Below are 12,769 nucleotides of genomic sequence, written 5' to 3' on the forward strand. Positions count from 1 at the left end.
GCTAAAAAAGTCTTTTTCGAGCAGCCCGTCGCTGAATTAACGCAATTATACCAGATCTTGCTCCCGCAACGAGGCTACTGCTTGCTTGAGTTGATCTGAATCTAGCTCATTATTGGCTGTTAACAGCAAATCAGTGTTGCTAGTGCCGGTATCGGTTAACACAATGATGCCCTGTTGTTTTAGGAGTTGGGCAACGGCATCAACTTTATCGGCTAGCTCAGCTGTAATCTCGGTGCTAACCAGCGCTGAGGCAACACGGCCTTGATCAAACAGAGCTTTTTCAAGCGAATAGATCAGGCTGCTCGCATAAGGACCTTCAACTTTGACAATAGCGGCCTTCTGGCCAAAACGGCCTGCGCGATCTTTTGCTGAGACTTGTGAACTCTCAAATAAGTTGAGGTCGGCTTGCTGATCGGCTTCAATCATCATGCCAGCTGCTACTGTTTCGTTTGTTAGACGGTCTACGACAATAAAAGAGCCAGTGCCACGGAACGATTTGTAGTTGTCAGCGATGATTGAGCGCTCTAGTGTTAGCTCACAACGGCCAATCTCATTAAGACCTAAGGTGGCGGTTGATGACGTTTCCAAGGTGTTAACATCAATTTTATGGCGTATAGCAGTAATTGAGCCAGCAACGCGACTAGTTAACAATTTGATATCGTACTGTTTGCCTTGAACCAATGAGTTTTCAGACATCCATACCAGTGAAGCATCGAAACGATTAGTGGTACGTGGGACCTGAGCACTATTGACGAGGACATCACCGCGCGAGATGTCGATCTCATCTTCTAGCGTTAATGTAATAGCCATAGGAGGGAAGGCTTCAGGGATTTCGCCGTCAAAAGTAACAATCGATTTTACGCGTGAGGTTTTGCCAGAAGGCATAACGGTAATTTCATCACCGGGGCGAACAACACCCGATGTTAACGTGCCGCAATAGCCGCGGAAATCCAGGTTTGGGCGGTTAACATATTGAACGGGGAAGCGTAATTCATCAAAGTTCTGATCATTGATAACCGGCACCGTCTCTAACAACTTCATTAATGGCTGGCCATCGTACCAAGCCATTTTTTCAGAGGCGTTAACAACGTTATCGCCTTTTAATGCTGACATCGGAACAAATTGAATATCCGGCAAATCCAGCTGATTAGAGAAAGCGAGGTAGTCTGCTTTGATTTGCTCGAATCGATCTTCGCTAAACTCAACGAGGTCCATTTTGTTGACAGCAATAATCGTGTGCTTGATACCTAATAGCGATACGATAAAGCTGTGGCGTTTAGTTTGCGTTTGTACACCATAGCGAGCATCAATCAGGATGATGGCTAGATCGCATGTCGAAGCACCGGTAGCCATGTTGCGCGTGTATTGTTCGTGCCCTGGGGTGTCCGCAATGATAAATTTGCGTTTGTCTGTCGAAAAATACCGATACGCGACATCAATTGTGATTCCTTGCTCGCGTTCGGCTTGTAAGCCATCAACTAGCAATGCGAGGTCTAGTTCTTCGCCAGCGTTACCTACACGAGCGTTATCACTTTGGATTGCCGCGAGCTGGTCTTCATAAATCATTTTTGAGTCATGTAAAAGACGACCAATAAGTGTGGATTTGCCGTCATCTACGCTGCCGCATGTCAAAAAGCGCAGTAGCTCTTTGTTTTCGTGCTGGTTTAAATACTCTTTGATGTCGCTTGAAATAAGATCAGACTGGTGGCTCATGAGTTTTACTCTCTACAAATTCGTTCCTAAAAATGGATGCAATACAGGCTTTGTACTGCGCTAGGCATTTATCCTGCCTCTAACGCGTTGGCTTGCGTTATTGAAGCGGGATATTGTTGTGCCTAGAAGTAACCTTCCATTTTCTTTTTCTCCATTGATCCAGATGAATCGTGGTCAATGGCGCGGCCTTGGCGTTCCGATGTGGTCGTTAATAGCATTTCTTGAATGATCTCAGGCAATGTTGCTGCGTCAGATTCAACAGCCCCAGTTAATGGGTAGCAGCCTAACGTACGGAAACGCACATTTTTCATCATGGGTTTTTCGCCTTCTTGCAAAGGCATGCGCTCGTCGTCGACCATAATGAGCATGCCATCGCGCTCAACCACAGGACGGATGTCTGAGTAGTAAAGAGGAACAATCGGAATGCTCTCTAGGTAGATGTATTGCCAAATATCTAGCTCTGTCCAGTTGGATAGTGGGAAGACACGAATGCTTTCGCCTTGGTCAACACGTGTGTTGAAGATGTTCCATAGCTCAGGGCGCTGATTTTTTGGGTCCCAGCGATGGTTCTTATCGCGGAAAGAAAACACGCGCTCTTTAGCTCGTGATTTTTCCTCGTCACGACGGGCACCACCAAAAGCGGCATCAAATTTATATTTGTTGAGTGCTTGCTTGAGTGCCTGCGTTTTCATGATGTCGGTGTGCTTAGATGACCCATGAGTAAATGGGCCTACGCCCATATCTACACCTTCTTGATTGATGTGGACGATCAAGTCCATGCCTACTTCTTCGGCCATTTTGTCACGGAAACTGATCATTTCCTTAAACTTCCATGTGGTATCCACATGCAGTAGAGGGAAGGGAGGCTTGCCAGGGAAAAAGGCCTTGCGAGCAAGGTGCAGCATAACAGCTGAGTCTTTACCGACAGAGTAAAGCATAACTGGGTTGTCAAACTCAGCGGCTACTTCGCGAATAATTTGGATACTTTCTGATTCCAGCTGTTTTAAGTGGGTCAGACGGTGTTCTGGTAAAGATGTCATCAGTATGTGCCTACTCATTTAACTTTAAAATAGGTTAGTCGAAGCTGAAGGTTGTGGGTGCAGCTCCTCTAGAATGGGGCGCATTATTGCAAAGACGCTTATCTAATAAAAGGAATAAATAGCAATCTTGTTATTTCTAAATGGAATATAAGGCGGTGTGCTTAGAGCAAACGCTTAGGTTTGGTGAGGTAATGTCTCTTATATCGCCTTTTGGTATAAGAAAATAAAAAACTATTATTTTAGGTTATATAAATTACTGGTATTATGTCGCATAGAAATTTATCTGCACAATGATACTGGTATCTGACGTTTATGGAATTTGCTTATAGCTTTGCTGGGCTGCTAGTTGGCTTTGTTGTCGGACTTACAGGTATCGGCGGTGGGGCATTAATGACCCCTATTTTGATTGTGATATTTGGCATACCTCCGGTTGTTGCCGTGAGTACGGACCTTATATACGCGTCTGTGACCAAAAGTGGTGGGGTTTTTGCGTATGCGCGTAAACAATTAATTGCATGGCGGGTTGTGATTTTACTGTTGTTGGGTAGTATTCCCGGCAGTCTGCTGACCCTTAATTATCTAAAAGGGTTTGCTGATTTATCGCAAATCGAGCATTTGATGAATCTGACGTTAGGTTTTTCATTAATCCTAACGTCTATTGCTGTTTTTGGGCGTAACCGCATTCGTGAGTTTGCGCTGCAGCAAGAGAGTAAACCATGGGTATCTAGCGCACGAAAAATAAGACCTTATGTAACTTTTGTTATGGGTCTTGTGCTGGGGTGCTTGGTCACATTATCTTCCGTCGGTGCAGGTGCGCTGGGAACGGCGCTGTTGATTACCTTGTACCCAAGGATGAGCATGCCAACTATCGTTGGTACCGACTTATTTCACGCTGTTATTTTGACGGGTGTGGCGGGAGCTGGCCATTACACTATGGGTAGTGTGGATTTGGCGTTGCTGGGGTATTTGTTAATAGGTTCTTTGCCGGGCGTGTTTGTCGGCAGTTACCTAGGTGCAAAGCTGTCGCCTAAGGTAATGCAGCCTATTATGGGATCTGTGTTGTTTGCTATCGGCTTGCGCTTTGTCTTGGCAGGCTGATCATAATTAGAAATTTTAGACATTAATTAAGAATCAAAGTGGGCAGTTAACTGCCAAATGGGTGAAACATGTATCAGTATAATGAAGTCGATCAGACGCTGGTTCAGGAACGAGTCGAGCAGTTCCGAGATCAGACACGACGTTTTTTGGCCGGTGAGCTGCCAGAGGATGATTTTTTAGCGCTACGATTAATGAATGGTTTATACATTCAGCGTTATGCGCCAATGTTGCGCGTGGCAGTGCCGTACGGTCTGATGTCTTCTACTCAGATGCGTAAATTGGCTCATATTGCCCGTAAGTATGATAAGGGTTATGGTCACTTCACCACCCGAACTAACATTCAATATAACTGGCCTAAGCTGGAAGATGTACCTGATATTTTGGCTGAATTGGCTGAAGTGCAGATGCACGCTATTCAGACTTCTGGTAACTGCATCCGTAACACTACAACGGATGAGTATGCAGGTATTAATGCGAACGAGATTGAAGATCCGCGCCCGTATTGCGAGATTATTCGCCAGTGGTCAACATTGCATCCGGAATTCGCTTATTTACCACGTAAATTTAAAATAGCAGTAACAGGTGGTCCTGAAGATCGTGCCGCTTCTCAAGTGCACGATATAGGTCTACATATTGTGCGGAATGATGAAGGTGAGGTTGGTTTTGAAGTGCTGGTTGGTGGTGGTTTAGGCCGTACGCCGTTTATTGGTAAGGTAGTACGCAGCTTTCTGCCAAAACAGCATTTGTTATCTTATCTGGATGCTATTTTACGTGTTTATAACCTCAATGGGCGTCGTGATAACAAATACAAAGCGCGTATCAAAATTTTAGTAGATGCGATGGGTGTTGAAGCATTTTCTGAGTTAGTCGAAGCAGAATGGCAATCCTTTGGTAAGGATGGTCAGTTGACATTGACTGAGGCTGAAATTGAGCGTGCTAAATCATTCTTCAAACCGCTGGATTATGATCTTTCTGCGGCTAATGACACCAGCTTGGCGCAGCAATTAGCAGATGATAAAGCCTTTAATGCTTGGTATGAGCGCAATACGGTAGCACACAAAGTGGATGGCTATCGTGCAGTGGTTGTGTCTCTTAAGCCGCTGTTGAAAGCACCGGGCGATATTACTGATGCGCAAATGGATTTGGTGGCTGATTTGGCTGACCAATACAGCATGGGTGAGATTCGCTCTACGCATCATCAAAACCTCGTTTTGGGTGAAGTTAAAAAATCCGATCTATACGCGTTATGGAAGGTGTTAGAGGCTAATGAGTTGGCGCGTGCCAACGTCGGTACGTTAACCGATATGATTTGCTGTCCAGGCTTTGATTTCTGTGCTTTGGCAAACGCTAAAACCATTAATATTGCAGAGCAGATCAACCAGTGTTTCGATGATTTGGATCATTTGTATGATCTGGGTGATATACGACTCAATATGTCTGGCTGTATCAATGCATGTGGTCACCATCATGTCGCTGATATTGGTATTTTGGGTGTGGATAAGAAAGGCGAAGATTGGTATCAAATTACGCTGGGTGGCTCATCTAAAGCCGATGCACGTCTAGGTAAGGTGCTGGGTAAGGCGGTTGCCGCGGATGATGTTGCTAAAACCCTGCAAACTGTTTTGTCGGTCTATGTTGAAAACCGCACTGAAGAAGAGTCGTTTGCTGACACTGTTCAGCGCTTAGGTATTGCACCGTTTAAGGAGAGAGTTTATGCCCCTGTTAATTAATCGAGCGGTTGCTGAAAATGATACATGGCAGTTTGTCTCTGCGGATGCTATCGAGGCGAATGCGGACTTACCGGTAGGTGATATTGTCGTTCCTTTTGCCTATTACCTAGAGAATAAAACACAGTTACTGGCGCGTGAGGGAAAAGTGGCTGTGGTCGTCAATGGTGATGATGATTTGCAGGCGCTTATTGCTTGTTTGTCTGAGCTGTCATTGGTGGCAATTGATTTCCCTGCTTTTCGTGATGGTCGTGGTTTCAGTATTGCGCGTAAGGTTGTGCGCGCAGGCTTTAAAGGAGAGGTGCGGGCTGTAGGTGATGTTGGTCGAGACCGCCTAGAGTACATGGAAAACTGTGGCTTTAACGCTTTTGATATTAGTGATGAGGCGTTTAGTGATGACACGCTTAAAGCGTTCACTGAAATTACGGTGAACTATCAAGGTACAGCTGCAGATCCGCGTCCTATTTTCCGTCGTTAAGCCTAATAAGGTGAGATTCTCCTGCCAAATACGTGCAGGAGAAAGGAGTGAAATGTAATGAGTATTGATTTAGCGGCTGCTAATGCGGCGCTTGAGGGTAAAACGCCTCAAGAAATTATTGCCTGGGCAATAGAAAACTCTGAGAACCCGTTAGTAACTACGAATTTTCGACCTTACGAATCCGTCATACTGCATATGGCTGTTCAAGCAAAGCCTGATATTAAAGTGTTATGGGTTGATTCGGGTTACAATACATCAGCTACCTATCGCTTTGCTGAAAAAGTAATTCAAGACTTAAACTTGAATGTAGAAACATACATTCCTCAGCAAACATCGGCGCGCCGTAATGTGTTGATGAAAGGTATTCCTGATGTAGGTGATGAGTTACATGATGAGTTTACTCGTCAAGTTAAGCTTGAGCCTTTTCAGCGTGCTTTGGCCGAGTTGAAGCCGGATTTGTGGCTAAACGCGATTCGTAAAGATCAGACCGAGTTTCGCCAGTCACTTGAAATTGTTTCTGCCAGCAAAGACGGCATAATTAAGGTGGCTCCATTATTCAATTGGACAGATGCTGATCTTGAGGCGTATCTTGAACAGCATAATCTGCCAAACGAGCATGATTACTTTGACCCTACAAAAGCGGTTGAAAATCGCGAGTGTGGATTGCACACTCAGCTGTAACTTTACTCGCTAATTTCCACTGAATGGGCCTGAAGTGATCATTGCCTGAGCCATTAAGGTTTTGTTGGCTCGTTCAGTCATTGAGGGTTCATTGTGGATTTTTTACCTCTCTTCTTTAATCTTAAAGGTCGTCAGGCGCTATTAGTTGGTGGTGGCGATGTCGCTTTGCGCAAAGCGCGTTTGCTAAAACGGGCTGGCGTGTCGTTAACGGTTGTTTCTCATGCGGTTGTTGATGAGCTAAGGCTTATGCTGCGTGACCCTGATGATCAAATCATTATCGGTGAGTATCACCCGTCATTGCTTGATAGTAAGTGTTTGGTAATAGCTGCAACCGATGATAACGCGCTGCATGAGCGGATTCATTTTGATGCACTCGATAAGAATGTCCCCGTTAACGTTGTGGATACGCCTGCGTTATGCACGTTCATATTCCCCGCTATTGTGGACCGTTCCCCTATCGTTATTGGTATTACTTCTGGCGGCGAATCACCTGTATTGGCAAGGCTGCTTCGGGCGCGTTTAGAAACGCTAATCCCTTCAGGGTACAGTCGCTTGGGTGGTTTGGCTGCCCGATTTAGAAGCCAAGTGAAGGCACGCTTTACATCGTTGAATGATCGTCGTCGCTTCTGGGAAAATGTGTTAGAAGGTCAGATCGCGGAAAAGGTGTTTTCTGGGCGCAATGAAGAGGCGGAAGCACAGCTGAAAACGGCTATAGAGCAAGGCGATACGGGGCATAGAAGTGGAGAGGTCTACCTGGTAGGGGCTGGTCCCGGTGATCCTGAGTTGCTTACGTTTAAAGCGTTGCGCTTGATGCAGCAAGCAGATGTCGTCTTTTATGACAACCTTGTGTCCAAAGAAGTGTTGGATCTTTGTCGTCGTGACGCAGACTTGGTGTATGTTGGTAAGCGTCGAGATAACCATGCTGTCCCACAGGAAGGTATTAATCAGCTGTTGGTTGAGCATGCTAAAAAAGGAAAACGTGTTGTTCGCCTGAAAGGTGGAGACCCTTTTATTTTTGGTCGTGGTGGCGAAGAGCTGGAAGAGTTGAAAGCACATGGTATCCCTTTTCAGGTGGTGCCGGGCATTACCGCTGCAAGTGCTTGCTCCACGTATGCTGGTATTCCGTTAACGCACCGAGGCTACGCGCAGTCAGTTAAATTTGTAACCGGTCAGCTTAAGAATCGCCAGCAGGCCTTAGAGTATGCGGAGCTAGTGCACCCTAATCAAACGGTGGTGTTTTATATGGGGCTCCATACCTTGCCTGTTTTGGTTCAAGGTTTGCTGGATCATGGTAAGCCGTCTGCCACGCCGATTGCTATTGTGTCTAAAGGGACGGCGGCCGATCAGCGTGTATTGACGGGAACCCTAGAAGATATCGTTGATAAACAGGCCGATGCGAAGCTAGAGGCACCTGCCCTGATCATCGTGGGTAAAGTGGTTGATCTTCACGAGCAGCTTGCGTGGTTTGGCCAGCAAGAGCAGGGTAATGTGACCCATGCTTTAGGAATGTTGAAAACGACCGCCGAAAAGTAGCGTAAAGGTGGGCGGCACTCAGGTGGTGGCACGCATCACTTGAGTGTTTGTAGCATGCTATTGGCCAAGGTTTGCATACGTTGTAAGCCGATATCCGCTTTTTCTAAAAAATCTTGGTCGGCTTGGGTTGGGTTGTACCAAAATGTGCCTGAAACATGACAGCGCTTAGCTAGTTTGTGAATGCCTAAGTCTTCAAGAGTGTACCCTAGTTGGGTCCATCGCTCCGTTAATTGAGCCTCAGTTTGATGGCTCCTTATGCCCGCGTTATTAATGTGCTGAACATAGACTGAAGTAGCCCTTGCTGCTAAAACAACTTCTCGTAAAGCAGAGATAGACTCCAGTTTGCGCTTATTATTGGCTCTATTTAGATTGGTAAGCCATTGAGTAGCGTGTTTGATTAGCTGCCATAGCGGGATCCCTGTTTCCAATGCGGGCATGTGCTGTCCTTATAACCGGCTTTGTTGATATAGAGATGACGATTAGATCGTTTTTTTAGCCTGAACCTTTCGAACTGAACGCTATCACAGATACAGCCAATTTATTAGTACGCTCGTTACTATTTCAAATGGCTTATGCGAGAATGCTCACACTCAGATAGTGGGGAATCCAGTGTAGCTTTTTTTGTTATCTATAGCAGACAAAGCTTATCTATTTGCTTTAAATTTATAGCTGGTTGTTCTACTATTGTCGGCCATCAGATGATGGATGTTTTACTGACACAGGATGTTGTTTAAATGGACTTAAGACTCACAGTTACCAGTGGGCAGCGCCAGTTACTTGGTGATGTCTATCAAGTTGATGTTAATTCAGACATTTTTTCTATTGGAAGGTCTGCGGACAATACGTGGGTTCTACCCGATGCTCGCCTTCATATCTCCAGCAAGCACTGTGTTATTCATAAAAAAAATGACGAGTACCATCTAACCGACATCAGTACGAATGGTGTTTTCGTTAATGATGACGAAGATCCTGTAGGACGTGGTCGGACGGTTATTCTAAAAAATGCCGATATGTTGACGATCGGCGAGTTTAAAATCAGAGTGGACTTGCGTTCGCCCTTTGATGGTGCTGCTTCTCAAACCGACATAGAGGAGCTGCTAACACCTAACGATACTAGTGAGACGACACCTGAGTTCTCTGAAATTATGGATCAGGTGGCAGTCCAAGGTGAGCGAGAGATCGCTATTAGCGAAATTGATGAACTACTCGCTCCTAAAAGTAACCAGTTGTCTTCTGAAACACCAAGTGTCAGTGAGTTAATGGCCCCGGTTTCTCCCGAGCGGGAGCAGTTCAAGCCACCAGAAGCCAAACAGCCTTCAGTGCGACCTCAAACTGCTAACCGTGATGCGTTGTTAAATGATGCGCCACAGGCCGATACCGACAAAGAGCCTGCTCCATCTATTCCTGATAACTGGTTGGATTTGTTAGGTCAGCCGCCTGCTAGCGATAGAGCGCCTGTTGAGCCGGTAGAAAAACCAGCGGTAAGTACTTCAAGCCCTGCACCTGCTAAGTTGGCAGTGGATGTGCCTGCACCTTCTGTTGATGAGGAGTTTGAAGGGTTGATCAATGCTGCTTCTACTTCTACTTCTACTTCTACTTCTACTTCTACTTCTACTTCTACTTCCACGCCACGCAAGCCGTCAACAGAAAAAGCGTCCTTAAGTACTCCTGTTGAAAGCGCAGAGCCACCCGCTACTAAACAGGCTGTTGTTGATGCGGTTGAGCCTGCAGCTGATTCAATTATTGATGCTGCATTAGCTTTGTTAAATGAAAAGCCTGCAGCGCCTCCTAAACCAGATCCAGCGCCAGTGCTTGATAAAGAGCAGCAAGACGCCGAAAACGAGTTGGCTGCGCTGCTGAATAAAGAACCAAAAAATGCGCCGGTTAAATCGACCTTCGAGGAGAAGGATGGCTCCGCATTTGCGGTTCGCCCTGAGCCTGAGGTGACGCTTGCACAAACTCAATTTGAGACAGTGACTCATCATCAGGCGCCACTCCATGAGCCGCTAGAGACAAATAAGACACCTTCGACGGGTGAGGTAGGTCAATCGGATCTCTTTGACGAGTTTTTAGAAGCGGCGGGTATCCCTGTTGCTTTGCTGGAAGGCAAAGATAAATCACAGCTTGCTCAAGAAATGGGCGCTATGATTAAGAACTATTCTCAGGGAGTAGTAGAGACCTTAGCGACGCGTAGTTTGGTTAAAAGTGAATTTCGTCTGCAGCAAACTATGATTCGCCCAGTAGATAATAACCCTCTGAAATTTTCGCCATCGGGAACAGAAGCATTAAAAATTATGATGCTAGCTGATTCGGCTGCTTACATGTCAGCGCCACGAGCGGTAGATGAGGGCTTTAAAGATATTCAGGCACACCAGTTGGCGATGATGTCCGGTATTCAAGCCGCTTTTGCTCACTTGTTAGAGCGCTTTAATCCGGAAGATTTGCAACGTAAATTTGATCGTCGCCCGCGTCATCAAAAGGGTATTTTGGGGCGGCAGCGCGTGGATTATTGGCTTGAGTATGTCGATTTTTATGATGATATCTGCGCCATGATGGAAGATCAATTTCAAGACCTGTTTTCCGCCGAGTTTGGTAAAGCTTATGAAGATCAGTTAAGGAGTTTGGATAAATGATGGTACTACGGCATGTTGCTAGTCTGATTCTATGTGTCGCTTTATTATCAGGGTGCTCATCCATGAACCCTTTTTCTGAAGACGAAGAAACTAATATCAAGCTCGAAATGGTTATAGAAGCCGCGCATGATGTTAACCCTGATAGTAACGGTGTGCCTTCACCAATAGAGATCCGTTTGTATCAGTTGAATTCATTGTCGGAGTTTGATCAGGCTGATTTTTTCACGCTTTATAATGAAGAGCCTTTACAGTCGACATTATTAGATACGCGCATTTTCTTGATGAGCCCTAGCCAATTAGAAGAGCTTAAAACTGACCTTAAGCCTGACGCGCAATATATAGCGATCATTGCGGCTTATCAGGATATTGATAATGCAGTCTGGAAAGATGTGATCCAGGTACGTGACTCGCGCGGCTTTTTGAAAAGAATGATTAGTTCGCAAAAGGTAATGACATTGCGGGCTTTAGCGTTGACAAGCCGCATACTGCTGACCGATCAGGAGTAAGGCAATGAGTTGGCATAAAAAGGTCGCATGGCTTGAGGGGATGTTTATACGCCCTCAGCATTTTCAGCAGCAGGATCGCTATGTTGAAGGAATGGTCTCATCGCTCAATGCTCAATTAACCAGCTATGGTTGGGGAATATCAGAGCTTGATATTGATGAGTCGGCTTTACGGTTGGGTAATATAGTCATAAGGCGTTGCCGCGCTATTTTACCTGACGGTACTCCTATTAATGTACCAGCAGAGGATGATGTCCCCGAACCCATATCGCTCAGTGTTGAGGATGAGGGGGGATTGATTTATCTAGGGTTGCCGTTATGGCGAGCCGGCGCAAAAGAGATGGATAGACAAGCAGCACCTGATGCCAATGCACGCTTTCGTATTGATAATATCGAAGTTTCTGACGTCGTCATGGGTAGTCGGAGCTTGGCTGATGTGGAGGTTGCAGGGAAAAAATTATCCGTGCTATCGCAGCAGCAGTATCATCAGCAATATTCGGCAATACCTATCGCGCGAGTTAAGCTGATTAAAAATCGTTCGGTGATTCTGGACGAAGGGTTTATTCCGCCAGCGCTTGATTTCCTTGCGGTAGAAGGGCTTGGCCGTAGTTTGAAAGAAATCCATGGCTTGACCCATATGCGAAGCGAAGCATTAGCTGAACGTATTAAGTCAACGTCCGGTGGTGGCTCTGCCGAAATGGCCGACTTTCTACTACTTCAATTGTTAAATCGATACGAGCCAGTGTTGGCGCATTATCTAGTCAGTGATCAACTACATCCGCAAACTGTTTATCAAACATTAATTCAGTTCGCAGGTGAGTTGGCTACATTTACACATCCCGATAAAAAAGTAGCTGAGATGCCGGTTTATCAGCATCTAGATTTAGAAGCTACCTTTACGGCACTAGAGCAACTATTACAGCAGCCACTCAGTACAATGCTGGATCAGAGCGCGGTTCGAATCGAGCTGAGCGAAAAAGGCTTTGGGATTAGAGTAGGGTTTATTCCTGAAACAGAAATAGCGGCGACTAATTTTGTGCTGTCGGTTAGAGCGGATATGCCTCGTGAAGATTTACGTCGCTTGTTTCCGGTGCAGGCTAAAGTGGGGCCAATTGAGCAGATTAATAACTTAGTTAACAGACAGTTGCCAGGCGTAAGAATTGAGCCTCTACCTGTTGCTCCAAGGCAAGTTCCCTATTATTCGGGTGCTGTCTATTTTGAGTTGGATACGCAAGGGCAATGGTGGAATGTGATACATGCCTCTAAAGGATTGGCGTTGCATATTGGTAATCAATTTCCCGGTGTTAAATTAGAGTTATGGGCTATTAAATAGCGCCTTACTAGCAAACATGGATGTAATGAA

At 45.6% G+C, this 12,769-nt stretch carries 11 protein-coding genes; 8 read left to right on the plus strand and 3 right to left on the minus strand.

Annotated features, from left to right (window positions below; genetic code table 11):
• Positions 1–45 precede the first annotated feature (45 nt).
• Positions 46–1,713: a sulfate adenylyltransferase subunit CysN gene (gene cysN, locus BS617_RS03910; protein ID WP_075171591.1), complete on the minus strand. Its 1,668-nt coding sequence runs from the start codon at positions 1,711–1,713 to the stop codon at positions 46–48.
• 122 nt (positions 1,714–1,835) lie between these two features.
• On the minus strand, positions 1,836–2,753 hold the full coding sequence (gene cysD / locus BS617_RS03915) for a sulfate adenylyltransferase subunit CysD (protein ID WP_075171592.1): 918 nt from the start codon (positions 2,751–2,753) through the stop codon (positions 1,836–1,838).
• A 312-nt stretch (positions 2,754–3,065) separates the two neighbouring features.
• Here cysD and BS617_RS03920 point away from each other — a divergent pair, with 312 nt between their 5' ends.
• From BS617_RS03920 to cysG, 5 genes are all read left to right on the plus strand, one after another.
• Positions 3,066–3,851: a sulfite exporter TauE/SafE family protein gene (locus BS617_RS03920; RefSeq protein WP_075171593.1), complete on the plus strand. Its 786-nt coding sequence runs from the start codon at positions 3,066–3,068 to the stop codon at positions 3,849–3,851.
• Positions 3,852–3,919: 68 nt separating this feature from the next.
• The gene (locus BS617_RS03925) at positions 3,920–5,581 is read left to right on the plus strand and encodes a nitrite/sulfite reductase (RefSeq protein WP_075171594.1); all 1,662 of its coding nucleotides are present in this window, start codon (positions 3,920–3,922) and stop codon (positions 5,579–5,581) included.
• The gene (locus BS617_RS03930; RefSeq protein ID WP_075171595.1) at positions 5,565–6,056 is read left to right on the plus strand and encodes a DUF934 domain-containing protein; all 492 of its coding nucleotides are present in this window, start codon (positions 5,565–5,567) and stop codon (positions 6,054–6,056) included. Before BS617_RS03925 ends, BS617_RS03930 begins: the two co-directional genes overlap by 17 nt.
• 57 nt (positions 6,057–6,113) lie before the next feature.
• Positions 6,114–6,737, plus strand: a complete 624-nt coding sequence (locus BS617_RS03935) for a phosphoadenosine phosphosulfate reductase domain-containing protein (RefSeq protein ID WP_075171596.1) — start codon at positions 6,114–6,116, stop codon at positions 6,735–6,737.
• Between the two features lie 93 nt (positions 6,738–6,830).
• Positions 6,831–8,270 (plus strand): siroheme synthase CysG, encoded by a 1,440-nt coding sequence (cysG, locus tag BS617_RS03940; RefSeq protein ID WP_075171597.1) that lies wholly within the window; start codon positions 6,831–6,833, stop codon positions 8,268–8,270.
• Between the two features lie 35 nt (positions 8,271–8,305).
• On the opposite strand, the gene BS617_RS03945 is transcribed toward cysG, so the two are convergent.
• On the minus strand, positions 8,306–8,707 hold the full coding sequence (locus BS617_RS03945) for a hypothetical protein (protein WP_075171598.1): 402 nt from the start codon (positions 8,705–8,707) through the stop codon (positions 8,306–8,308).
• A 297-nt stretch (positions 8,708–9,004) separates the two neighbouring features.
• Here BS617_RS03945 and tagH point away from each other — a divergent pair, with 297 nt between their 5' ends.
• From tagH to tssK, 3 genes are read left to right on the plus strand one after another with little or no spacing between them, the layout of a single operon-like run.
• Positions 9,005–10,903, plus strand: coding sequence for a type VI secretion system-associated FHA domain protein TagH (tagH, locus tag BS617_RS03950; protein WP_075171599.1), 1,899 nt, complete (start codon positions 9,005–9,007; stop codon positions 10,901–10,903).
• Positions 10,900–11,409: a type VI secretion system lipoprotein TssJ gene (tssJ, locus tag BS617_RS03955; protein ID WP_075171600.1), complete on the plus strand. Its 510-nt coding sequence runs from the start codon at positions 10,900–10,902 to the stop codon at positions 11,407–11,409. Before tagH ends, tssJ begins: the two co-directional genes overlap by 4 nt.
• A gap of 4 nt (positions 11,410–11,413) precedes the next feature.
• A complete protein-coding gene (gene tssK, locus BS617_RS03960; protein ID WP_075171601.1) occupies positions 11,414–12,739 on the plus strand; it encodes a type VI secretion system baseplate subunit TssK in 1,326 nt (441 codons plus the stop codon).
• The last annotated feature ends 30 nt before the right edge of the window (positions 12,740–12,769 follow it).

The sequence above is a fragment of the Neptunomonas phycophila genome, from assembly GCF_001922575.1.
Taxonomy (GTDB): Bacteria; Pseudomonadota; Gammaproteobacteria; order Pseudomonadales; family Balneatricaceae; genus Neptunomonas; species Neptunomonas phycophila.